Origin of the sequence: Erwinia sp. Leaf53 (assembly GCF_001422605.1) — a bacterium.
In the GTDB taxonomy this organism is placed as follows: domain Bacteria; phylum Pseudomonadota; class Gammaproteobacteria; order Enterobacterales; family Enterobacteriaceae; genus Erwinia.
The window spans coordinates 507,860-531,926 of record NZ_LMLK01000022.1; the positions used below are offsets into that span (position 1 = coordinate 507,860).

The window sequence follows — 24,067 nt, forward strand, 5'->3', positions numbered from 1 at the left end:
GAATAATGTCGTTAAACCAGTATGATATCCGTTGCTACCTAGCACGAAGGAGAATCTGAATGACCGATGAACAGGGGCAGTCGCTGATGTATGCCTGGTTTGGCACCCACAGCCCTCATTGGCGTTTAACTTCTGACAGCGATGCCCTGCAGTTTGCCAAAGATGAAGGCGGCGTCACCAGTATCGCCGTGGCGCTGAGCCCCGGTCAGGCCAGCATGCTGCGCGCGATGACGGTGATCACCTCCAGCGTTAACCTCAGCCTGGCGATCTACGGCAACGACCTGTCGCTGCACCTGGTTGGCCGCAAGGTCAGCCAGTCGGCGTGGGCCGGTTCGGCGTCTGCCTGGGGCGATACCTCATCGGTCGCGCGTGACCTGGTGCACGGCCTCTCCTTTGCCGAGCAGGTGGTATCCGAAGCCAACTCGGTGATCGTCATCCTCGATCAGCACGGGCATATCCAGCGTTTTAACCGTCTGAGCGAAGAGTACACCGGTCTGAAGGAGCAGGAGGTGATCGGGCGCAACGTGTTCAAACTGTTTATGACCCGCGAAGAAGCGATCGCCTCGCGCCGCAACGTGGCGCACTTTTTTCGTGAAGGCAGCTCGTATGAGGTAGAGCGCTGGGTCAAAACCAAAAAAGGCCAGCGCCTGTTCCTGTTCCGCAATAAATTTGTCCACAGCGGCAGCGGCAAAAACGAAATCTTCCTGATCTGCTCCGGCACCGATATTACCGAAGAGCGCCGTGCTCAGGAACGGCTGCGGGTGATGGCCAATACGGACACGGTGACCGGCCTGCCGAACCGCAACTCGATCAACCAGGATATCAGCGCCGCGCTGGAAAAACGTGTTAATGGCCAGGTCGGGGTGGTGTATCTCGATCTCGACAACTTCAAGAAGGTGAACGACGCCTACGGCCATATGTTTGGCGACCGGCTGCTGCAGGCGGTGTCGCTGGCGATCCTTAGTTGTCTTGAAGAACAGCAGACCCTCGCCCGCCTCGGCGGCGATGAGTTTATTATCCTGGCGGAGCAGACCAGCCAGCTGGCGCTGGAGGCGCTGGCGTCACGCATTCTCGACCGCCTGAAGCAGCCGTTCCGCATTGGCCTGATCGAGGTCTACTCCGGCTGCTCGATCGGCATCGCCTTCGCCCCGCAGCACGGTGAGGATCGCGACAGCCTGATCCGCAATGCCGATACCGCGATGTATACCGCCAAAGAGGGCGGACGCGGCCGCTTCAGCATGTTCTGCTCCGAGATGAACCAGCGGGTGTTTGAGTATATCTGGCTGGACACCAACCTGCGCAAAGCGCTGGAGCTGAGCCAGCTGGTGATCCACTATCAGCCGAAGCTCAACGCCGACAACAGCGTGACCAGCGTTGAGGCGCTGGTGCGCTGGATGTCGCCGGAACGTGGACTGGTGCGACCGGACAGCTTTATCTCCTACGCCGAGGAGTCCGGGCTGATCGTGCCGCTTGGCCGCTGGGTAATGCTGTCGGTGCTGGAGCAGATTAAACGCTGGCGTGCGATGGGGATTGACCTACGGGTGGCGGTGAACGTGTCGCCGCGTCAGCTGATCGACCAGAGCATCTATTCCGATTTGAAGCATGCGCTCAACGAGGCGGGGATTGTCGGCTGCCCGATTGATATCGAGCTGACCGAGAGCTGCCTGATTGAGAATGAGCAACAGGCGCTGGACCTGATGCAGCAGTTCCAGAAACTGGGGGCGGCGGTGCATCTGGATGATTTTGGCACCGGCTATTCGTCGCTGTCGCAGCTGGCACGGGTGCCGATTGACGCGATTAAGCTCGACCAGAGCTTTATCCGCGGGGTGGATTCGCAAAAAGTCTCGCAGTCGCTGGTGCGGGCGATTGTAGCGGTGGCGCGCGCGCTGGATCTGCAGGTGATTGCCGAAGGGGTGGAAACCCCGGAGGAGGAGGCGTTTGCCATCGCCAGCGGCGTTGACCTGCGCCAGGGGTATCTGTATGCAAAGCCAATGCCCGCCGGGGAGCTCGAGCACTGGCTTAAACAACGTGCCGCTAAGGATTAACTAGCGCACGGCGACTCAGCCAGCGTGGCGTAACGCCTGCTGGCTGTGTCGATTCTGCAACGTCACCAGCCGTTCCATATAGGCGATATCCTTCGGCTCCAGCTGAAATGCCGCATCCACCCAGTCTTCCGTAATATCCATCAGCTCACCCCGGCTCAGCTGTAGCACCCGCTGACGCGCGCGCAGCATGGCGCGCACGCCGTTCAGCTTCGGCCGCAGCGTATCGATAAAGGTGCGCGTGCAGCGATAGCCGTCACCCGGCTGGAACAGACGATCCACCAGCCCGCGGGTTTCAAACCACTCCGCGGTGTGCGACTCCCCTTCACAGATCAGCTCTTCGGCCAGCTTCATGCCGGAACGCCGTGCCACCAGTGAATAGCCGCCCATGCCCGGGAACAGGTTAAAGGCGATCTCCGGGAAGCCCATGCGGGCGGTGTTCTGCGCGAGGATAAAGTGGTGCGCCAGCGCGGCTTCAAAGCCGCCGCCCAGCGCGCTGCCCTCAATCATCGCAATGCTCACCGCCCCGCAGTCGAAACCGCGCGCAGCGGCGTGGATGCAGTCCACACAGGCGCGGGCATAGGCACGCAGGGCTTCCCGCCGGCCATTTTTGATCGACTCGACAAAGAAGCGCAGGTCGCCGCCCGCGTTAAACATGGTCGGTACCAGCGAGCCGGTAACCCAGAAATCAATCTCCAGCCCGCTGCGCTGGGCGGCATAGCTGAGGTTCATGATCTCTTCAATCAGCTGATGATTGAAGCTCGGGCGCGGCTGGGCACGCAATAACATCCACAGGGTGCGCCGCTCTTCTTCATAGTAAGCCGACAGCTGGGTGGTAGAGCCGACTTCATTGAACAGACGGCAGGTAGCCTGATTAATAACGGTCATAGTTTCATCCTCTGTTAGTTGGCGCGATAATCGCTTAACCAGCCTAATAGAGAGTGAGTAAAGCCAGAACAGGTGCCTGATATAACGGATAAAAATTTTTATCGTCAGACTATTTTTGCCCGTAATATGCCTGGGCGCCGTGCTTACGCAACCAGTGTTTGTCCAGCAGCGCCTGATCCAGCGGCGGCAGCTCCGGGGTTAGCTGACGGCTGAAAATGCCCATATAGGCTACCTCTTCCAGCACGACGGCGCTGTGCACTGCTTCTTCCGCGCTGCGCCCCCAGGCGAACGGCCCGTGCGAATTGACCAGTACCGCCGGTACCGCCAGCGGATCGATCTCGCGCTGCTGCAGCGTTTCAATAATCACCTGGCCGGTGTGCCATTCGTAGCGGTCGCTAATTTCGTCGGCGTGCATCGCGCGCGTGCAGGGGATCGCGCCGTAAAAGTCATCGGCGTGGGTGGTGCCCCAGGCGGGGAGATCGCAGCCGGCCTGGGCCCAGATGGTGGCATGGCGTGAGTGGGTGTGGACAATTCCCCCTATCTGCGGCCAGGCAAGATAGAGCGCGCGATGGGTGTCGGTGTCGGACGACGGCCGTTTGCTGCCTTCGACCACCTCGCCACTGCTGAGGCTGACCACCACCATATCGTCGGCCTGCATCTCTTCGTAGCTTACCCCGGACGGTTTAATCACCACCAGCCCCTGCTCACGATCGATGGCGCTGACGTTGCCCCAGGTAAAGGTCACCAGGCCATAGCGCGGCAGCGCCAGGTTGGCCGCCAGTACCTGCTGTTTCAGTTGTTCCAGCATAATCTCGTCTCCCGATGCATGTCGGAATATTGTCATGCCAGCACGGCCGCGACGGTATGGAAGCATTGGCTGAATAGCGGGCAGTTTCTGACTGAGGCAGGAGAAGTGTGTACAGAGATGTCTAAAAATTAGGAATTTTCACCTGAGCGTATAATCAGTAAACCCTTCTATACTTAGAGGGTATCCAGACAATTAACGCTATCTGGTCGACGAAAATCAGGAGAATAATGATGTCAACTACTGCAAAACGCGTTACCGCCGCCGTATTGGCTGCAACTTTAGTTCTTTCACTCAGCGCCTGTTCAAACATGTCGAAACGCGATCGTAACACCGCCATTGGTGCCGGCGCCGGTGCTATCGGCGGCTCAATTCTGACCAACGGCAGCGGCCTTGGCACCCTCGGCGGCGCGGCCGTCGGCGGTATAATCGGCCACCAGGTCGATTAAGCTGACGACGGTATAGCCCGGCAGGCTGCCTGCAGCAGCGCTTAGCAAAAAGGCCACGATCGCTCGTGGCCTTTCCCTTATCCGCCGGCCAGTTTGACCCTGTGCCCTTTGGCCTCCAGCAGCGTTTTCAGCAGGTCGCGCTGGTCGCCCTGAATCTCAATCACGCCATCCTTGAGCGCGCCACCGCAGCCGCACTTCTTTTTCAGCTCGGCGGTCAGCTTGCTCAGCTCGGCGTCGTCCGCGTCGATACCGCTAATCAGGCACACGCCCTTGCCCTTTCGCCCGCTGGTCTGGCGCGCAATACGTACAATACCATCGCCCTTCGGGCGCACCGCTACCGCTTTCGGCTCGTCAATGCGTCCGCCGGCCGTCGAGTAGACCAGGCGGCTGTTGTTATCGGCCATTACGCCTCCTGCAGTGAGCTGAGGATTGCGGCAAGCGTAGCGGCCGGATCGGCAGACTGGGTAATCGGACGCCCGATCACCATATAGTCAACGCCGGCCTGCTGCGCCTGCTCAGGCGTCATGATGCGGCGCTGATCGCCGGCATCGCTGCCCGCCGGGCGGATACCCGGCGTTACCAGCCTGAAGTCCTGGCCAATGTGCTGTTTAAAACGCACCGCTTCGTGTGCGGAACAGACCACACCGTCGAGGCCACACTGGCGGGTCAGCCGCGCCAGCCGTTCCGCCTGCTCTGCCGGGGTCAGGGTAATGCCCAGCCCGCGCAGGTCTTCAGCGTCCATGCTGGTGAGTACCGTCACGGCGATCAGCAACGGCGCATCGTTGCCAAACGGCACCAGCGCTTCGCGCGCCGCGCTCATCATCCGCGCCCCACCGCTGGCGTGAACGTTGACCATCCATACGCCGAGATCGGCCGCTGCCGCCACCGCGTGGGCGGTGGTGTTGGGAATATCGTGGAATTTCAGATCGAGAAACACCTCGAAGCCGCGCTGCTGCAGGTCACGGACGATCTGCGGCCCGAACAGCGTGAACATCTCTTTGCCCACCTTCAGACGGCAGCTGCCGGGTTCAATCTGGTCGACAAACGCCAGCGCGCGATCGCGATCGGCGTAATCTAAAGCGACCACAATCGGTGAACCGCTAACCTGAGTGTCATGCATGGAAGTCTCCTCGTGGGTGGCAAACGGCTGGCATTCTACCTGTGTCGGGAGGAAATTCACAGGCAAGGTATTGAGAAAATGGCCCGGGCTGTAAAAAACTCCCTCGCCCTGCATGACCGCCCTGCACCGGCGTTACTGCAACCATGTTGGGAGAGGGATAAAAAGTATGTTGTAACTAATTGACGATACCGGTTTAATCGCCCCCGGTTACTGACCGTCGAGGCCACGGATCGGTTTAACCGAAGACCAGGTGCGGCATGACGGGCAGTGCCAGTAGAGCGCATGGGCGGTGAAACCACACTTGTGGCAGCGGTAACGCGGCTTGGTGCGGATCTGCTCGCCAACCATATCGCGCAGCACCATCAGGCTCTCTTTCGCGCGGCCCGCTTCGGCCTCCTGCAGGTTAAAGTCCATCAGGCGATGGAACACGCGCATGGTAGGATGACGCTGCAGCTGGCGGGTAATATAGGTTTGCGCCACCTCAGCCCCTTCATCGCGATCGAGGATCGCCGCCAGGTGCAGCTCCGCCGCCGCGCCGGTGTTCTCTTCCACGCAGCGCTGCAGATAGTCGCGCCACGCCTGCGGCTGGTTGAGGTGCTGATAGCAGGTTTCCAGCATATCGAGTGTTTCACTGACCAGCTCGTGATCCTGTTCGATCACCCGCTGCAGATGGCTGACCGCGCGGGCATACTCCCCTTTCGCCAGCTGAATGCGCCCCATCATAATCGATACGCGGGCGCTGTTGCGGTCCGCGGACTCACCCCGTTTCAGCAGGCTCATTGCCCGGTCGAGATCGTCGCTGCCCATCGCCTGCAGCGCCAGCTCGCAGTAGAAGTGGGCGATCTCCATCTTCTGCCGCTCTTTGCCCAGCTTAACCAGCCGCTCCGCCACCTCAATGGCGTTGGTCCAGTCGCTGGTCGCCTGGTGGATCAGCAGCAGCTGCTGCAGCGCGCTGACGCGGAAGTCGGTTTCATCCACCAGCTGACCAAACATCTGCTCGGCGCGATCGTAGAAGCCGGCGGCCATATAGTCGCGCCCCAGCTGCTGGATCGCCAGCAGGCGCTGGTCGTAGGTCAGCGACGCGCTCTCCATCAGCGCCTGGTGAATGCGGATCGCGCGGTCGACTTCGCCGCGCGAACGGAACAGGTTGCCCAGCGTCAGGTGCGCTTCCACGGCCCCGCTGTCCTCTTTCAGCATCTCAAGGAACAGGTCAACCGCTTTGTCCTGTTGATTGGAAAGCAGGAAGTTAACCCCGGCCACGTAATCCCGTGACAGGCGGCTGGCCTCCTGTTGCTTATCCTGTTGCGCGCTGCGCCGGCCCATATACCAACCGTAGGCGGCAGCGACGGGCAGCAACAGAAACAGCAGTTCCAACATAAAGTATTATTCCCTGACTGCCGCAGGCTGGGCGCTGGCCGCAGTGGTATCGCTCTGCCCCAGCTGCTGCTGCAGACGTTTCAGCTTACGCTGGCTGTTGGCCAGCGACAGGCGCAGCCGTAGCCAGAACAGCCCGCAGATAGCCCAGCCAAGTATAAATCCGCTGGCGAACAGGGTTGCCAGCAGCGTTGAAATGCGGAACTCGCCCTGCGCCAGCAGGTAGTTAAAGGTCACCACCTGGTCGTTGTGCGCGCCGAGGGTGACAGAAACGACGAATATCGCCAGCACAACCAAAAAAATCAGCAAATATTTCACAGTGCATCCCGTTATCTGGAGTTAACCAGATGAATTATGCCAAAAAAATCGCCCCGATGCTTGCTTAGATGCAGCGAACGCGGCCGCCCCGGCCGCTGCAGGCGGTACCCTTGCGAAGGAGCCGCGCGTCCCGCATCCGCTAAGAAATGGGGGCGGCTCGTCAGTTTACAATCATTAAGGCTCATTTTCCCGTTCGGCTATCTCCTGCTGCTCCTGCAGCGGCACGCCGAGCGGGCCGCAGAAGCGCACCGCCAGCCAGGTGGCCAGGGTAACGAACAGCCAGCTGAACAGGGTGGCAACGATCAAATCGCGCGGCCAGTGCATGCCGAGCGCCAGCCGGCTGCCCATCACCAGCGACGCCCACACCAGCAGCACGATGATGGTCACGTAGCGCCGGCGCGGCCACAGCAGACCAACGCCGAGCAGCGCCCAGCTGGCCGCAAACATTGTATGTCCTGACGGGAAGGCAAAACCGGTTTCAAACGCCCAGTGGCGCTTCAGCCAGCCGGGGAGCTGCTTATCTTCCGCTACCGCCTCGCTGACCAGCTGGCTGCGCTGCTTACGGTGCTGCTGATAAAAGGTCTCCGGGTTAACGCCGCGCTGCTGCTCCAGCCACAGCACGTAGGGGCGCGGTTCTCTCACCTGCTCTTTAATCACCCCTTTGGTGTACTGCCCAAGCAGGATCGCCCCAACGATAATCGCCAGCAGAAACACCGCCGGTTTCAGGCGAAATCGCAGGCACCAGAGAAACCACCCGCAGAGGATAGCGCTGGTCAGCGTACCCCACGGCCGGGTCACCGTTTCGGTAAACCAGAACAGAATCTGATGCCCCAGCCCCATCTCCACCGGCTGCCAGCGCCAGCCCGATACCATTACCGCCAACGGCAACAGCAGCAACAGCAGCGCCCCCAGCGTGGTACGTTTCAGAATATCCTTCATCTACTCTCCCTGGTCCGTTCAAATCACGTCAGTCACTAACAATAGGATAAAAAATAATAACCTGGAGCCTGGCGATGCGCTTATTGTACGGTATCGCAGCAATCGCTCTAAGCTGTTAACCCTCGCGAGACGGGTTGTGGCAAAATAGCGGGTATTGTACCGGTCAGCAAGCTGACCCTGCCGCTTTCGCCGCGCGAAAGCGGCAGTATCTGACGTTTACGGAGAACGCATGCAGCTTAAACGAGTGGCGGAAGCCAATCTGCCCACCCCCTGGGGTGATTTCCTGATGGTGGGGTTTGAAGAGGTGGCCACCGGGCACGACCACGTGGCGCTGGTGTATGGCGACGTCTCGGACCATGAGCCGGTCCTGTCCCGCATCCACTCTGAGTGCCTGACCGGCGACGCGCTGTTCAGCCTGCGCTGCGACTGCGGCTTTCAGCTGGAAGCGGCGCTGAGCCAGATCGCGGAACAGGGGCGCGGGATTTTGCTCTATCACCGCCAGGAGGGGCGTAATATTGGCCTGCTGAATAAAATCCGCGCCTATGCGCTGCAGGATCAGGGCTACGACACCGTAGAAGCCAACCACCAGCTGGGTTTTGCCGCCGACGAACGTGATTTTACGCTGTGCGCCGATATGTATAAGCTGCTGGGCGTCAACGAAGTTCGCCTGCTGACCAATAATCCGCGTAAGGTCGAAATCCTCAGCGAGGCCGGCATCAATATCGTTGAACGGGTACCGCTGATCGTCGGCCGCAACCCGAGCAATACCCATTACCTGGATACTAAAGCCGCCAAAATGGGCCACCTGTTGTCTAAAGGCTAACCGCCGCAGCGGGCAAGGGATCTCCCTTGCCCGATCCCTGCTCTGCCCCTCAGTCGTTCAGCATATTGCGGATCACGTAGTGCAGAATGCCGTCATTCTGGTAGTAGGTCAGTTCGTTGCCGGTATCGATGCGGCAGCGGGTCTCCAGCACCTGCTTACTGCCATCGTTGCGCGTTAACGTCACCCTCACCGTTCCCCCCGGCCGCAGCTGGTCCAGGTTGCTGATGTCGATCTGCTCGTCACCGGTCAGTCCCAGGGTTTTGCGCGTTTCACCCTGCGGGAACTCCAGCGGCAGAATGCCCATACCGATCAGGTTTGAACGGTGGATGCGTTCGAAGGACTCGGCAATCACCACCCTTACCCCCTGCAGACGTGGCCCTTTTGCCGCCCAGTCGCGGCTGGAGCCGGAGCCGTACTCTTTACCGGCAATCACCGCCAGCGGCACCCCTGCCTGCTGGTAGCGCATCGCCGCGTCATAAATCGCCATCTGCTCATTGCCCGGTACGTAACGGGTGATGCCACCCTCTACCCCCGGCACCATTTCGTTGCGGATGCGGATGTTGGCGAAGGTGCCGCGCATCATCACCTCGTGGTTGCCGCGACGCGAGCCGTAGGAGTTAAAGTCGGTTCGCTCCACGCCGCGCTCCAGCAGATAGCGCCCGGCCGGGCTGTCGGCCTTGATACTGCCGGCGGGCGAAATATGGTCAGTGGTGACCGAGTCGCCAAGCATCGCCAGAATGCGCGCGCCGTGGATATCGCTGACCGGTTCCGGTTCGCGCTGCATGGTGTCGAAGAAAGGCGACAGGCGGATGTAGGTGGAGTCCTGATCCCAGCCGTAGGTGGCAGCCTCGCTGACGTCAATCTGCTGCCACTCCGGCGTGCCGGCAAACACCGCCGCATACTCTTTGTGGAACATATCGGTGGAGACCTGCTGCACCGCTGCGGCGATCTCCTCCGGCGACGGCCAGATATCACGCAGATATACCGGCCCGCTGGCGTTAAAGCCGAGCGGTTCGGTCTGCAGGTTAAGCGTCATGTTGCCGGCCAGCGCATAGGCCACCACCAGCGGCGGCGAGGCCAGCCAGTTAGTTTTGATTAACGGATGGATGCGCCCCTCAAAGTTACGATTGCCGGAGAGCACCGCGCCGACGGTCAGGTCGCCCTGCTTAATCGCCGTTTCAATGGCGTCCGGCAGCGGCCCGGAGTTGCCGATGCAGGTGGTACAGCCGTAACCCACCAGGTTAAAGCCCAGCGCGTCAAGGCTGGCGGTCAGCCCGGCTTTATCCAGATAGTCAGAGACCACTTTGGAACCCGGCGCCAGCGACGCTTTCACCCAGGGTTTCGGCCGCAGGCCGGCCGCTACGGCTTTTTGCGCCAGCAGGCCGGCGGCCATCAGCACGCTGGGGTTAGAGGTATTGGTACAGGAGGTGATCGCCGCGATGACCACCGCGCCGTCATCAAGCGCGGTCTGCTGACCGCTCTTCTCGTCCAGGTAGCTGACCGCCCGCCCGTCTTTCTGCGCGTGGTTGACCTCCAGCTCGTGACTGGCCTTAAACGCCGCCGGTACGTCGCCCAGCGCCACGCGATCCTGCGGGCGTTTCGGCCCGGCGAGGCTTGATTCCACCTCCGACATGTCCAGCGCCAGGGTGCTGGTGAACACCGGCTCATCGCCGGGTTCGCGCCACAGGCCCTGAGCCTTAGCGTAGGCTTCCACCAGCGCCACCTGCTGCGCGCTGCGCCCGGTAAGGGTCATATAGCCCAGCATCACCGCATCAATCGGGAAGAATCCGCAGGTGGCGCCATATTCCGGGGCCATATTGGCGATGGTGGCGCGGTCAGCCAACGGCAGGTCGTTGAGGCCGTCGCCGTAGAACTCAACAAATTTGCCGACCACGCCGTGCTTACGCAGCATCTGGGTGACGGTCAGCACCAGGTCGGTGGCGGTGATTCCCGGTTTCAGCTTGCCGCTGAGCTTAAAGCCGACGACGTCGGGGATCAGCATCGATACCGGCTGTCCAAGCATCGCCGCTTCCGCCTCAATCCCGCCCACGCCCCAGCCGAGCACCCCCAGCGCGTTGATCATGGTGGTGTGGGAGTCGGTGCCAACCAGCGTATCGGGGTATGCCACCTCTTCGCCCTGCTGCTCTTCGTGCCACACCGCCTGCCCGAGGTACTCCAGGTTCACCTGATGGCAGATGCCGGTGCCGGGCGGCACCACGCTGAACCGGTTAAAAGCCTTCTGCCCCCAGCGCAGGAAGACATAGCGCTCATGGTTGCGCTCCATCTCCAGCCGTACGTTCTCATCAAAAGCCGCGTCGCTGCCGAAGCGGTCTACCGTTACCGAATGGTCGATCACCAGATCGACCGGCGACAGCGGGTTAACCTTCGCCACGTCGCCGCCGAGGCGTTTCACCGCCTCACGCATTGCGGCCAGGTCGACCACCGCCGGCACGCCGGTAAAGTCCTGCATAAGCACCCGCGCCGGGCGGTAAGCGATTTCACGATCGGCGTGGGCCGTCTGCAGCCAGCCGGCCAGCGCGCGGATATCTTCATCGGTGACCGAGTCGTCATCCTGCCAGCGCAGCAGGTTTTCCAGCAGCACCTTCATCGATTTCGGCAGGCGGGAAATATCCCCCAGTTCAGCCGCCACACGGGCCAGGCTGAAAAAACGATAGTGCTGTTGCTGTACTGCCAGCGTGTCCTGGCTTATTTCTCGTAGGGTTTGCGACATGGCTCCTCCGTTTTGACGCATGCAGTTCATACCCTGACAAACTACAGGGCTGATATAAACATAGTACAGAATGGAGGTAAGATTTTGATAACATGAGGTGTGAGCACAGGCGGATACAAAAACGCCCCGTCGGCTGTCGACAGGGCGTGATGAGAATAAGGTAAGAAAAAATAGATTATGGTGTGTTTACAGTGACATACCCAGCCACACCACGCCGCTCCAGAACAAAGTGCAGAAGGTCAGCACCCCTAACCACGTCAATTGCGTAATATTCACAGAAACCCTCGCTAACAAAACAGGTATTAATCGCAGCTGCCCTTGTAAAGCATTCTGACCGCTGCGCGATTATCGGGTTTCAGACACACTGATTGAGATCAGTCCCGGTATAAATATCAGTAACGAAAAATAAGGCTTTTTTTATAATAATAACCGTTGTGGCGTTATTAATCTGACCCGCCTGCCCGGCTCAATCCATTTCCAGCATTGACTCAATAAAACGATGCTGAGACTCGTTAAACATCCAACCTTCCAGTATCGCCTGCTCAGTCTTGGTATCGGCAGCCATTGTCGATTCTTTAACCTTTTTTTCCGTTTCTTTTCGCAGCTGACCGGCAAGCTCTGGTGTGCAACGGTTCAACTCATCAACCGCCATACCACCAGCGCAACCATCAGCCAGAACAGCGATGAACCGGCAAACACCGCCAGCCAGGCCTTACGTTTAAGATCGCTCGATCCTTCGGCGTCAGCGGCATCCTCTGCAAACTCTGCATGTACAGACAGTCTTGTAGCCATAATGCGACTCCTGGTTTGATTGGTGCTGGTGATGTTATCCACCACTATTAGGATTAATCCTAAGGCATTCCGGGGGATAAAATCCAGCAATATTTATGCGAGAAAACGATTAATTCATTTTATCAACTAAGCCAAATTAATATTTAGATAGTCATCTTGTTTGCATCAACAAATTAATCGCCAGAGGAAACAGTTGCTAGCGATTGTCGGCTGCCGGTTCGAGGTTGCACAGGCGCTGCCGCCGCCCTTTACTGTCTAAACTTTCCACTAATTATGGAAATCTTCATATTGGTGATCAAAGTTATCGGCGTAAAAGTGTGTTCAGATTCTCATTTAATAAATGAATTAGCTTTAAGCTGTGACGCAGGTGTCATTTAATGAAATTTATTTCAGGCAGGGGGCTATTGCAGAAACAGGCGGTGCCGATAATGCAGATTCAGGGCAGGCGGTGCTGCCCTGAGGCGTTCAGTCTGCGTATTGGTTAGCGGGCGGGCAGTTTGATGTCTTTAAACATCGCTTCAATATCGTCGTTCGAGCGCAGGCCAACGGCGGTGTCTACCACGTCGCGCGTCAGGTGTGGCGCGAAACGCTGAATGAAATCATACATATAACTGCGCAGGAAGGTGCTGCGGCGGAAACCGATCTTGGTGGTGCTGTAGGTAAACACGTCCGTCGCTTCAATTCTCACCAGGTCCGGGTCAGAAACCGGGTCCACCGCCATGCTGGCAATCACCCCGACGCCGAGCCCCAGACGCACGTAGGTTTTTATCACGTCGGCATCGGTGGCGGTAAAAACGATGCGCGGGGTCAGACCGGCGCGGTTGAAGGCGGTGTCCAGCTCAGAGCGTCCGGTAAAGCCGAAGGTGTAGGTGACCAGCGGGTACTCCGCCAGTTCCTCAATCGATACCTTGCTTTTGCCGGCCAGCGGGTGATCCGGGGTTACCACAATCGCCCGGTTCCAGTGGTAGCAAGGCAGCATGATCAGATCGTCATACAGGTGCAGCGCTTCGGTAGCGATAGCAAAGTCGGCATTGCCCTTCGACACCGCTTCGGCGATCTGCGTCGGCGATCCCTGGTGCATGTGGAGCGACACGCGCGGATAACGTTCAATAAAACCTTTGATCACCCCCGGCAACGCGTAGCGCGCCTGGGTATGGGTGGTGGCCACGAACAGGGAGCCTTTATCCGGCCAGGTGTGCTCACCGGCCACCGACTTAATCGCGTCAACCTTGGACAGCACCTCGCGGGCGATGCGGATAATCTCCTGCCCGGCGGGGGTGACCTGAGTCAGATGTTTGCCGCTGCGGGCAAAAATCTGGATGCCCAGCTCATCTTCCAGCATGCGCACCTGCTTACTGATGCCGGGCTGAGAGGTGTAGAGCCCTTCGGCCGTAGAGGAGACGTTAAGATTGTGGTTTACCACTTCCACGATGTAGCGCAGCTGCTGCAATTTCATTTTTCATTCCATCCTGGGTTTGAAGCACGACGCCAGAGACCAGACTAAGACGTCCGCCAGGAAAATGACCGGATGCAGACTGCGGGTCTAATGCGATTTGATAATAAGAGAAGCCATTTCTATAACAACTATATCAAAAATGTGGGATATGTATAGCATCGGTTTGGGAACAATCTTAGGGGTTTCTGGCGGGATCGGGCAACAGCGGGGGCTCAAAAAAAGCGGGGAGATCGGGCGATCTCCCCCTCATGGGCAGTTACTTCTTGGTCACCTGCCACTCGCCGTCAACGAAGAAGGCTGTCCAGCCGGTGGCTTTACCCTCTTTGTCGGTGCTGACGTACTGCTGTTTGGTTTTACGGCTGAAGCGAACCACCGCCTTGTTGCCTTCGTCATCCGCCGCTGGCGCATCGGCCAGGTAGCGCAGTTTCTCCGGCAGACGGTCGCGGAAACGCTGCAGCTCCTCCACCTGCGGCGCGCGGGTTTCGCGCGATTTCGGGAAGGTGTTGGCGGCGAGGAACACGCCGGCCGCACCGTCACGCAGCACGAAGTAGGCGTCTGACTTCTCGCACGGCAGTTCCGGCAGCGGCACCGGATCTTCCTTCGGCGGCGCGACTTCACCGTTACGCAGGATCTTTCGGGTGTTCTTGCAGTCGTCGTTAGTGCAGGACATGTACTTACCGAAACGGCCCATTTTCAGGTGCATCTCAGAACCACACTTCTCACACTCAACGATCGGGCCGTCATAACCCTTGATGCGGAACTCACCCTGTTCGATTTCGTAGCCGTCACACTCCGGGTTGTTACCGCAGACGTGCAGCTTGCGCTGGTTGTCGATCAGGTAGCTGTCCATCGCCGTGCCGCACTTCTGGCAGCGGCGACGGGCGCGCAGGGCGTTGGTTTCCGCATCATCCCCTTCCAGAACGTTCAGCACTTCATTTTCCGGAATCAGGTTGATGGTCTGCTTACAGCGCTCTTTCGGCGGCAGCGCATAGCCGGAACAGCCGAGGAACACCCCGGTGCTGGCGGTGCGGATGCCCATCTGGCGGTTACAGGTCGGGCAGTCAATCGAGGTAATCACCATCTGATTGGGCTGCATACCGCCCTCTTCCGGATCTTTCTCGGCCTGCTGCAGCTGCTGGGTGAAATCACCGAAGAAGGCATCCAGCACCCCTTTCCACTGCGCCTGGTTGTTGGCTACCTTGTCGAGGTTGTCTTCCATATGCGCGGTGAAGTCATAGTTCATCAGCTCGCGGAAGTTCTGCTCCAGACGATCGGTGACGATTTCACCCATCTTCTCGGCGTAGAAACGGCGGCTCTCGACCTTAACGTAGCCGCGATCCTGAATGGTCGAAATGATCGATGCATAGGTGGACGGGCGGCCGATGCCGCGTTTTTCCAGCTCGCGCACCAGCGAGGCTTCGCTGAAGCGCGCCGGCGGCTTGGTGAAGTGCTGGCTCGGCAGCAGTTCCTGCAGCGACAGTTCGCTGCCGACGTCCACCGGCGGCAGGGTACGATCTTCATCGCCCTTGCGCAACGCGGGCATCACCCGCGTCCAGCCGTCAAAGCGCAGCGTACGCCCTTTGGCTTTCAGCTTAAAGCCGGCCGCTTCGACGGTCAGCGTGGTTGAGTCATACTGCGCCGGCATCATCTGGCAGGCCACGAACTGACGCCAGATCAGCTGATAGAGCTTCTGCGCGTCGTTTTCCATATCCTTCAGCTGCTCAGACTGGATCTTCACGTCGGAAGGACGGATCGCCTCGTGCGCTTCCTGCGAGTTTTCTTTGCTGCTGTAGGTGTTGGCATCCTTCGGCAGATACTTTTTACCGAATTCATCTTCGATGTAGCCGCGCACCATGCTCACCGCATCCTGACTCAGGTTGGTGGAGTCAGTACGCATATAGGTGATATGACCCGCTTCGTACAGCCGCTGCGCCATCATCATGGTTTTCTTGACGCCAAACCCAAGCCGGGTGCTGGCCGCCTGCTGCAGCGTGGAGGTAATAAAAGGTGCACCCGGCTTGCTGCTGGTCGGTTTATCTTCCCGCTCAGAGACGAGATAGCGCGCCTTTTCCAGCAGGCTGACGGCCGCCTCGGTCTGCTCACGGTTAACCGGACGGAACGGCTTATCGCCCTGATGGGTGACCTGCACCGGCAGCGCAACCCCTTTTGGCGTCTGCAGATCGGCCGCCAGCTCCCAGTACTCTTCCGGGACGAAGGCTTTGATCTCGCGCTCACGCTCCACCACCAGCCGCACGGCAACCGACTGTACGCGCCCTGCGGAGAGGCCACGGGCCACTTTCTTCCACAGCAGCGGCGACACCATATAGCCCACCACGCGGTCCATAAAGCGGCGCGCCTGCTGGGCGTTAACGCGGTCGATATTCAGTTCGCCCGGCTTGTCAAACGCCTGACGAATCGCATTCTTAGTAATTTCGTTAAACACCACGCGGCTGTAGCGTGACTCATCGCCACCGATCACTTCCCGCAGGTGCCAGGCAATGGCTTCCCCTTCGCGGTCAAGGTCGGTTGCGAGATAGATATGGTCAGCTTTTTCTGCCAGCGCCTTCAGCTCCGCCACCACTTTCTCTTTACCGGGCAGGATCTGATAGTTCGCCTCCCAGTCGTGGTACGGGTCGATGCCCATGCGGCTGACCAGCGCCGCTTTCTCATCTTTCTTAACTTTTTTGGTTGTTTTACTGGTTGTAGAGTCAGCGCTCTTTTTAACCGTTGATCCGCTGGTCGGCAAATCGCGGATATGGCCCACGCTGGATTTCACCACGTAGTCATTGCCGAGATATTTATTGATCGTTTTGGCTTTTGCCGGGGATTCAACTATTACGAGAGCTTTTCCCATAGTTACCTTTACCTGATTAAAACATCCGAGAGTAAGTCGTTCCGTTAGGCGATCGCTGCGAGTGACGCCGATGGCTCTACCGACGTGGGGAATGCTGGAGCAAACACACCGTACAACATCCCTAATGCAGCTGATAACACCCTGATTAACGGGACTTTTTACCACCTGTTAAACGCATCGCTAACAAAGCGTAAAGTCTGTTTTACGCCCGGAACCCGAAACGCCCACACTGTACCTGATAAAATTCGTTACGCAACTTAATTAGCATTTAGCAAGACATTTCGCCAGAAAAGGCAGCAAAAAGAGGCTGTTTTTTCAATCGCCTGGCCAGTGCGTCACCTCAACGCAGCACTGCCGGGGGCAAAAAAGGACCACCGACATAAAAACAGACGCCCGCAAGCGGCGGGCGTCATCAGAGCAGAACGGCAGCGGCACCGGAGACGTTGCCCCGGTAAGGCCGAGGATTACACCAGTGGTTTAGTCCCGCGCTGCCACAGGCGCAGCAGCACGCCCTCCGCGCTGCGCGCGGCGCTGTGGGTAAAGCGGTCCATCAGGCGTTTGCGTCGCGCGTAGCGCACGCCGATCACCTGATGATTTTTCAACTGACCGATAATCAGATCGTCGCTGGTACTGATAGCGTCGATCAAACCTTTCTCCTGTGCCTGACTGCCGTACCAGTACTCACCGGTCGCCACGCTGTCGATGTCCAGCGCGGGACGCATCTGATGCACGTACTGTTTGAACAGCAGGTGGGTCTCATTAAGGTGTTCACGGAACTTCTCCCGCCCCTGCTCGGTGTTCTCGCCAAACAGGGTCAGGGTCCGCTTGTACTCGCCGGCGGTGTGCAACTCCACGTCAATCTCATTGCGCTTCAGCAGGCGGTTGAAATTAGGGATCTGCGCGACCACGCCAATCGAACCGATAATGGCAAACGGCGCGGCGACGATGCGGTCCGCCACGCAGGCCATCATATAGCCGCCGCTGGCGGCGACTTTATCCACCGCCACGGTCAGCGGAATGCCGCCGTCGCGCAGGCGCTGCAGTTGCGAAGAGGCCAGGCCGTAACCGTGAACCACCCCGCCCGGGCTCTCCAGACGCAGCAGCACTTCATCGCCAGGCGTCGCCACCGCCAGCACGGCGGAGACCTCTTCGCGCAGCGAACTGACCTCACCCGCGTCCATGCTGCCTTTAAAGTCGAGCACGTAGAGGGTGCTCTGCGCTGCCGGCTGCGGCAGACCGCTTTTCGCCTGCTGTTTCGCCTGCTTCGCTTCCAGCTTGCTCTTCTTCTTATGCTCCTTCTGCCACAGCTTCTGCTGCAGCGGCTTCAGCTTCGCCAGCCGCATCTGATCCTGCAGCTCGGTATAGCGTTCACCCAGGTCACTGAGCTTCAGTTCACCGCCGGCCGCACGCTTGCGCAGGGCCAGCGCGGTGATGGCGACGGCAATCGCCACGATCGCTACCACGACGGTAACGGTTTTAGCCAGGAAAAGTCCGTAATATGTCAGGAAATCCACTCATTCCGCCTTATTTAACATTATGTTAGAGATAAACCTAGTGTAGCCGACTCGCGCCGTCCCGTCGCCTGAAAGCGGGTAACATAAGATGAATTGCTGCAGGCCGGGATTGAACTGTGGGCGGTTTTCAGGCATAAACCCTTTTATTCAATCCAGGCAAAGGGTTAGCCACGACTGCCTGACCGGAAGCCGCCATCGCCCTGCTGCACTGAGGAAGTTCGTATGCATTATCAACCGAAAAGTGACCTGCTGGTCAACCGCATTATCGCCGTCACCGGTGCCAGCGACGGCATTGGCCGTGAAGCCGCCCTGACCTACGCCCGCTATGGTGCGCGGGTGGTGTTGCTCGGGCGCAATGCCGAAAAACTGCAGCAGGTGTGTGACCAGATCAACCTGACCAGCCGTGCCCCGGCGCAGTGGCTGCTGATTGACCTTGAAACCGCAACACCGGAGAGCTGTCAGCAGCTGGCCAGCACGCTGGCAGAACAGGTGCCGCACCTTGACGGGCTGCTGCACAACGCCGGGCTGCTCGGCGAAGTGCTGCCGATGGCCGAGCAGTCGCCCGCCGTCTGGCAGCAGGTGATGCGGGTGAATATCGATGGCACCTTCCTGCTGACCCAGGCGCTGCTGCCGCTGCTGCTGCGGGCCGGCGCTGCCTCGCTGGTGTTCACCTCCTCCAGCGTTGGCCGCCAGGGCCGCGCCGGCTGGGGGGCTTACTCGGTCTCCAAGTTCGCCACCGAAGGCATGATGCAGGTACTGGCCGACGAGTACGACAGCCGCCAGCTGCGGGTCAACTGCATTAACCCCGGCGGCACCCGTACCGCGATGCGCGCCAGCGCCTTCCCCCAGGAGGATGCCGCTAAGCTGAAAACCCCCGCCGATATCATGCCGCTCTACCTGTGGCTGATGGGCGATGACAGCCAGCGTAAATCCGGCCAGACCTTTGACGCGCAGCCGGGGCGCAAACCGGGAGCCGCTGAATAATGGCCGATAACGAACGTCATCAGCAGCGCCAGCAGCGGCTGAAGGAGCAGGTCGATGCGCGCGTCGCCGCGGCCACTGAGGTGCGCGGCATTCTGATGGTCTTTACCGGCAACGGTAAGGGCAAAACCACCGCCGCCTTCGGCACCGCCACCCGTGCGGTGGGCCACGGCAGGCGCGTCGGGGTGATCCAGTTTATCAAGGGCGAGTGGCCCAACGGCGAGCGCAACCTGCTGGAGCCGCACGGTGTGGAATTTCAGGTGATGGCCACCGGTTTTACCTGGGACACGCAGAACCGTGACACCGATACCGCCGCCTGCCTCGGCGTCTGGCAGCATGCCCGGCGCATGCTGCAGGATCCGGCGCTGGACCTGGTGGTGCTGGATGAGCTGACCTACATGGTCAGCCTGGGCTATCTGCCGCTGGAAGAGGTGCTGCAGGCGCTGCGGCAGCGGCCTGCGCAGCAGAGCGTGATTATCACCGGGCGCGGCTGCCACCGTGAGTTGCTGGAGCTGGCCGATACGGTCAGTGAGATGCGGCCGGTTAAGCACGCCTTTGACGCCGGCATTCAGGCGCAGCAGGGCATTGACTGGTAGACCGTTAACATAATAAAGAGGCCACACGGGTCCCTGTTATGGCTCATCCGCTTTAATACCATGGGTTGTCCTGCAGGATCCGGCGGATTTTACGTGCCAGTAAAAAGGGGCGACGATAGCCCCTGTTACGGGTCATCCGCTTTACAAAGATGGGTTGTTCTGCAGGTTCCGGCGGATATTACGTACTAATAAAAAAGGGGACCCTATGGCCCCCTCTTAATACTCAACGCTTGCAGGATTTGCAGCGGCGTCAGATAACGCCCGCCCGCCGTAGCATATTACCCCTGCTGGCGGCGCGATGAGCGACGGTTGCCGCCCGGCCTGGCCGTTTTGCTGGTGGTGGTGTGGCGCTTAACGGCACGACGGATCTGGCTGGCCTTGGTGCGACGGCGATCCTTCTCTACCGCCACCTTGCTGACGGTTTCCGGCTGCAGGCCCACCAGCTCACGCAGGTAGTTGGTGGGTGCCAGTTCCAGCTCGGTCCAGCCGCCGCGCGGCAGGCCTTTCGGCAGGTCGATATCACCGTAACGCACGCGGATCAGGCGGCTCACCTGCACGCCCACCGCTTCCCACAGGCGACGCACTTCGCGGTTGCGCCCTTCGGTCAGGGTGACGTTGTACCACTGGTTGATGCCTTCACCGCCGGAGAACTTCAGCGTTTTAAAAGCGGCCGGGCCGTCTTCCAGCTGCACGCCACGGCTCAGCTGTTTGATCTTCTCATCATCGACCTGACCAAACACGCGCACGGCGTATTCGCGCTCAACTTCACGGCTCGGGTGCATCAGGCGGTTGGCCAGCTCACCGTCGGTAGTGAACAGCATCAGCCCGCAGGTGTTGACGTCAAGACGGCCAACGGCGATCCAGCGCGCGCCGCGCAGTTTAGGTAAACGGTCAAACACCGTTGGACGCCCTTCCGGGTCGTTACGGGTACACAGCTCGCCTTCCGGCTTGTAATAGGCCAGAACGCGGCACACTTCGGTAATGGATTCGCTGACCGGCACCACGTGACCGTCGATACGGATCTTCAGTGATGCGCTGGGCACCACGCGATCGCCCAGCGTCGCCAGCTTGCCGTCAACGCTGACGCGCCCGGCAGAGATCATGGTTTCGATTTCACGACGGGAACCGTGCCCGGCGCGTGCTAAAACTTTTTGTAACTTCTCGCTCATGGAGCACCCTCTTTGTCGCCTTCCCAGGCGTCATGAAGAAAATAAAAAATTCTTTTATTTTCAATAACTTAAATAGAAACTCGCGGGCTATTATACAGGGTTTTACCGGTGCTGTAACCCGTTTTATAGCGCGTATAAGCATAGTTCAGATTGAGTCAGGCTGGCAGCCCCTGTTTGCTCCTCTGTGCCAGCGTGACGCCTCCCCGTTGATCTTAACCGCACTCCCCCATCACAGCCCTTTGGCAAATGATTTATCTGACTGAGGGTCGCTGACTTAGCGGACTGCCTCAACCAATCATCAACGGGTCCTGAACAGGCTCCGGAGCCGGGAACTTATCACTTTTCATACGAACAATTTTTATTATCATCCTGGGACGCATTATTATTTACAGTGAATAAGAGGAAAATCTCATGGAAATTAGTAAATTATCCATTTTATGTAGCCCGGCACTGACCGGTGTGCTGTGCATTTCCGCCCCCGTGCAGGCCGCCGACGATACGCTGGTGGTCTCCGCCAGCGGCTATGAGCAGAAGCTGACCGACGCCCCGGCGTCCGTTTCGGTAATCAGCCAGCAGAAGCTGCAGGAGACGAATTACCAGGATCTCGGCGAGGCGCTCAGCGGCATTGAAGGCGTCAACGTGCGCGGCGGCACCGGCAAAACCGGCGGGCTGGATATCAGCATCCGCGGCATGGCCAGCAGCTATACGCTGATTCTGGTCGACGGCGTGCGCCAGTCGGCCAGCGCGGACCTGACCCCCAACGGCTTCGGCACGCTGAACACCGCGGTGCTGCCGCCGATGTCCGCCATCGACCATATCGAGGTGATCCGCGGACCGATGTCGACGCTGTACGGCTCCGACGCGATGGGCGGGGTGATCAATATCATCACCAAAAAAGAGGGCAAGGCGTGGCACGGCGCGCTGGATATCGGCCACGGCTTTCAGCAACACAGCAAGTGGGGCGACAGCAGCAAGTATGACCTGTACGCCAGTGGCCCGCTCGGCGGCGGCGTCGACCTGACGCTGCGCGGCAGCTTCCTGCACCGCCAGGGCTCCGCCATCACCTCGCTCAGCCCGACCGGCGACAGCCGCGTGCCCTTCCCGACCGCAAGCGATAACTACGACCTCGGCAGCAAAATCAGCTGGGCGACCAGCGATAAGAATACCTTGTGGATCGATGGCGAAGCGTCGCGCCAGTGGTACAACAACAGCGATGGCCAGCTCGGCCCGGTTGGCGTAGCCGGCGGTGGCTACCGCGACTCGCTAGGCTTTGAAAAGAATAAGGTGATGGCCGGCCATAATACCGACCTGAGCTTCGGCCGCTGGAGCTCGACGCTGACCTTCGACAGCACCGAAAACAGAGGCCGCGTGCTGACCGCCAAAACCCTCAGCCCCGCCAACGCTGGCCGCGTCGGCGACGATCGCCAGCTGAAGAACACCAACGCCATTTTTGACACCTCGCTGGTGGCGCCGATCGGCGACGACCACCTGCTGACCGTCGGCGGCCAGTACTGGCAGGCGAAGCTGAAGGACGGCATCGTGCTGGCCAACAGCGGCGACACTTTTGAACAGAAAACCTGGTCACTGTACAGCGAAGACGACTGGCAGATCATCGATCCGCTGAGCCTCACCTGGGGGGCGCGCTACGAAAAGCACGACAGCTTCGGCGGCCACGTCAGCCCGCGCGCCTACCTGGTGTGGAACGCGCTGGATAACTGGACGGTTAAAGGCGGCGTCAGCACCGGTTACAAAGCGCCGTCGCTGGCACAGCTGCATAACGGCGTCAGCGGCGTGGGGGGCAACGGCACCACCAGCACCCTCGGCAACCCGAACCTGAAGCCGGAGACCAGCACCAATATCGAAACCGGCGTCTACTACGATAACGGCGACGGTACGAACTTTAACGTCACCGGCTTTATTAACCATTTCCGCAATGCGATTCAGTCGGTGGATCTGACCAGCACTACCTCCAGCTACGTTAACGTCGGTAAAGCCCGCACCCAGGGCGTCGAAATCGCCGGCGGCGTGCCGCTGGGCCTGCCGGAGCTGACCCTCAACGCCAACTATACCTATACCGATACCGCGCAGATCGGCGGCAAAAATCCGGGCGCACCGCTGACCAGTACGCCGCACCAGGCCGCTAACGCGCGCCTGAACTGGCGTGCTACCCCGGCGCTGAATACCTGGCTGGCGGTGGAGTATCACGGCAGGACGCCGCGCTTTACCAACAACTATGCCAACCTTACCCCGGTGCAAAAAACGCTCTATAACGATAAAGGTGGTGATCTGAAGGCCTGGACGGTGGTCAACCTGGGAGCCACCTACCAGCTGACCAAAGCGCTGAAGGTGAACGGATCGGTGAATAACCTGCTGGATAAGGATTTCTCCGAGGTGAACACCTATAAGGTGGGCAAAAGCTCGCTGTACGGCGGTGATTACTTTAATACCTCCGCTTCCACCAGCGGCTACGTGATGCCAGGCCGTAACTACTGGGTGTCGCTGAACTACAGCTTCTGACGGCCAGACCTGCCCGGCTGAGCTGCGCATCCTGCTACAGTCGCACCAGCGGGCCGGTCAGCCCCTCACTGTTCTTCTGATGGCATTCGTACGGTATGGATTAGCCGAAAGAGGAATACCGTGGGAGAACAGCGTGGAGAAAAAACAGCATATCCGGCCCGGTAAATAACCGTTAACCCAAATTAACATCCGCAGTGTGACCTTCGCGTTTAACAGGAAGGGTTACTTACTGAGTTTATTATTATAAATCGCGCCGTACGGATTATTTCCCTCGTGAACCTGGAGAGGTAAGCATTAGTTGTATTGATACTATTGCTGTTTTAGTGTTCATCATTAGCAGGTGACGCCAGCTTTGCAGGTCAGCTCAGCGGTTAACGCCAGCCCGAAACCTTATCGCAGCACCAATATCCAACTTAAATCAAATTCATCATCATAAAGTTAATGCAATATCAAATGACCAGGCTATTCGGACAGTGGTTTGCTTAGTGGCAGATTATTAACGCTTTTTCTCTGTTCGGGCCAATAAGCTGTTTTAACCACCGTTAAGGTTGTGTAAACTTCGCACGGCGTACAGATAACGATCGACGCACTGTTAAATATAAATAATAAGTCGCATCCCGACGACTACAAATAATTTACAACATTGTTTCTTTAAATAAACAGAGGTCACGGGGAGGAAGTGTGTCTCCCGAACAAGCG

General features: G+C 59.0%; 20 protein-coding genes. 6 read left to right on the forward strand and 14 right to left on the reverse strand.

What is annotated here, in order from left to right; genetic code table 11:
- The first annotated feature begins 59 nt into the window (after positions 1-59).
- Positions 60-2,045, forward strand: a complete 1,986-nt coding sequence (pdeR, locus tag ASF13_RS16070) for a cyclic di-GMP phosphodiesterase (protein WP_056238286.1) — start codon at positions 60-62, stop codon at positions 2,043-2,045.
- A 15-nt stretch (positions 2,046-2,060) separates the two neighbouring features.
- Here the strand turns inward: pdeR and ASF13_RS16075 are convergent, their stop codons facing one another.
- Complete coding sequence (locus tag ASF13_RS16075) at positions 2,061-2,930, reverse strand: crotonase/enoyl-CoA hydratase family protein (RefSeq protein ID WP_056238289.1); 870 nt, start codon at positions 2,928-2,930, stop codon at positions 2,061-2,063.
- Between the two features lie 109 nt (positions 2,931-3,039).
- Complete coding sequence (gene araD, locus ASF13_RS16080) at positions 3,040-3,738, reverse strand: L-ribulose-5-phosphate 4-epimerase (RefSeq protein WP_056238293.1); 699 nt, start codon at positions 3,736-3,738, stop codon at positions 3,040-3,042.
- 230 nt (positions 3,739-3,968) lie between these two features.
- On the opposite strand from araD, the gene osmB reads away from it, so the two are divergent.
- Positions 3,969-4,184 carry an osmotically-inducible lipoprotein OsmB gene (gene osmB, locus ASF13_RS16085; protein WP_056238294.1) on the forward strand — a complete coding sequence of 72 codons (216 nt, stop codon included), beginning with the start codon at positions 3,969-3,971 and terminating at the stop codon, positions 4,182-4,184.
- A 77-nt stretch (positions 4,185-4,261) separates the two neighbouring features.
- On the opposite strand, the gene yciH is transcribed toward osmB, so the two are convergent.
- From yciH to pgpB, 5 genes are all read right to left on the reverse strand, one after another.
- Positions 4,262-4,588: a stress response translation initiation inhibitor YciH gene (gene yciH / locus ASF13_RS16090; protein ID WP_056238297.1), complete on the reverse strand. Its 327-nt coding sequence runs from the start codon at positions 4,586-4,588 to the stop codon at positions 4,262-4,264.
- Positions 4,588-5,304: an orotidine-5'-phosphate decarboxylase gene (gene pyrF / locus ASF13_RS16095; RefSeq protein ID WP_056238302.1), complete on the reverse strand. Its 717-nt coding sequence runs from the start codon at positions 5,302-5,304 to the stop codon at positions 4,588-4,590. Before pyrF ends, yciH begins: the two co-directional genes overlap by 1 nt.
- 207 nt (positions 5,305-5,511) lie before the next feature.
- Complete coding sequence (gene lapB / locus ASF13_RS16100; protein WP_056238306.1) at positions 5,512-6,681, reverse strand: lipopolysaccharide assembly protein LapB; 1,170 nt, start codon at positions 6,679-6,681, stop codon at positions 5,512-5,514.
- Between the two features lie 6 nt (positions 6,682-6,687).
- Positions 6,688-6,996, reverse strand: a complete 309-nt coding sequence (locus ASF13_RS16105) for a LapA family protein (protein ID WP_056238308.1) — start codon at positions 6,994-6,996, stop codon at positions 6,688-6,690.
- Positions 6,997-7,170: 174 nt separating this feature from the next.
- Complete coding sequence (gene pgpB / locus ASF13_RS16110) at positions 7,171-7,935, reverse strand: phosphatidylglycerophosphatase B (protein ID WP_056238311.1); 765 nt, start codon at positions 7,933-7,935, stop codon at positions 7,171-7,173.
- A gap of 229 nt (positions 7,936-8,164) precedes the next feature.
- Here pgpB and ribA point away from each other — a divergent pair, with 229 nt between their 5' ends.
- Positions 8,165-8,758, forward strand: a complete 594-nt coding sequence (gene ribA / locus ASF13_RS16115) for a GTP cyclohydrolase II (RefSeq protein ID WP_056238315.1) — start codon at positions 8,165-8,167, stop codon at positions 8,756-8,758.
- A 49-nt stretch (positions 8,759-8,807) separates the two neighbouring features.
- Here the strand turns inward: ribA and acnA are convergent, their stop codons facing one another.
- The 6 genes from acnA to sohB form a co-directional block, all read right to left on the reverse strand.
- Positions 8,808-11,489, reverse strand: coding sequence for an aconitate hydratase AcnA (gene acnA / locus ASF13_RS16120; protein ID WP_056238318.1), 2,682 nt, complete (start codon positions 11,487-11,489; stop codon positions 8,808-8,810).
- A gap of 466 nt (positions 11,490-11,955) precedes the next feature.
- The gene (locus ASF13_RS24425; RefSeq protein ID WP_146005477.1) at positions 11,956-12,141 is read right to left on the reverse strand and encodes a hypothetical protein; all 186 of its coding nucleotides are present in this window, start codon (positions 12,139-12,141) and stop codon (positions 11,956-11,958) included.
- Positions 12,123-12,281 (reverse strand): YmiA family putative membrane protein, encoded by a 159-nt coding sequence (locus ASF13_RS23685; protein WP_072166401.1) that lies wholly within the window; start codon positions 12,279-12,281, stop codon positions 12,123-12,125. The genes ASF13_RS24425 and ASF13_RS23685 overlap by 19 nt, the downstream gene beginning before the upstream one ends.
- 481 nt (positions 12,282-12,762) lie before the next feature.
- Positions 12,763-13,737 carry an HTH-type transcriptional regulator CysB gene (gene cysB, locus ASF13_RS16125; protein ID WP_056238322.1) on the reverse strand — a complete coding sequence of 325 codons (975 nt, stop codon included), beginning with the start codon at positions 13,735-13,737 and terminating at the stop codon, positions 12,763-12,765.
- Positions 13,738-13,993: 256 nt separating this feature from the next.
- Positions 13,994-16,591 carry a type I DNA topoisomerase gene (gene topA, locus ASF13_RS16130; protein WP_056238324.1) on the reverse strand — a complete coding sequence of 866 codons (2,598 nt, stop codon included), beginning with the start codon at positions 16,589-16,591 and terminating at the stop codon, positions 13,994-13,996.
- Between the two features lie 464 nt (positions 16,592-17,055).
- Positions 17,056-18,105: a protease SohB gene (gene sohB, locus ASF13_RS16135; protein WP_056238328.1), complete on the reverse strand. Its 1,050-nt coding sequence runs from the start codon at positions 18,103-18,105 to the stop codon at positions 17,056-17,058.
- A 222-nt stretch (positions 18,106-18,327) separates the two neighbouring features.
- Between sohB and ASF13_RS16140 the strand changes: the two genes are divergently transcribed.
- Together ASF13_RS16140 and cobO are read left to right on the forward strand one after the other, a co-directional pair.
- Positions 18,328-19,089, forward strand: coding sequence for a YciK family oxidoreductase (locus tag ASF13_RS16140; RefSeq protein WP_056238331.1), 762 nt, complete (start codon positions 18,328-18,330; stop codon positions 19,087-19,089).
- Positions 19,089-19,682 (forward strand): cob(I)yrinic acid a,c-diamide adenosyltransferase, encoded by a 594-nt coding sequence (gene cobO, locus ASF13_RS16145; protein ID WP_056238335.1) that lies wholly within the window; start codon positions 19,089-19,091, stop codon positions 19,680-19,682. The genes ASF13_RS16140 and cobO overlap by 1 nt, the downstream gene beginning before the upstream one ends.
- A gap of 278 nt (positions 19,683-19,960) precedes the next feature.
- Here the strand turns inward: cobO and rluB are convergent, their stop codons facing one another.
- Entirely contained in the window at positions 19,961-20,851 is an 891-nt protein-coding gene (gene rluB / locus ASF13_RS16150; protein WP_056238337.1) for a 23S rRNA pseudouridine(2605) synthase RluB, read from the reverse strand.
- A gap of 411 nt (positions 20,852-21,262) precedes the next feature.
- On the opposite strand from rluB, the gene ASF13_RS16155 reads away from it, so the two are divergent.
- The gene (locus tag ASF13_RS16155) at positions 21,263-23,368 is read left to right on the forward strand and encodes a TonB-dependent receptor (RefSeq protein WP_056238340.1); all 2,106 of its coding nucleotides are present in this window, start codon (positions 21,263-21,265) and stop codon (positions 23,366-23,368) included.
- Positions 23,369-24,067: the final 699 nt, after the last annotated feature.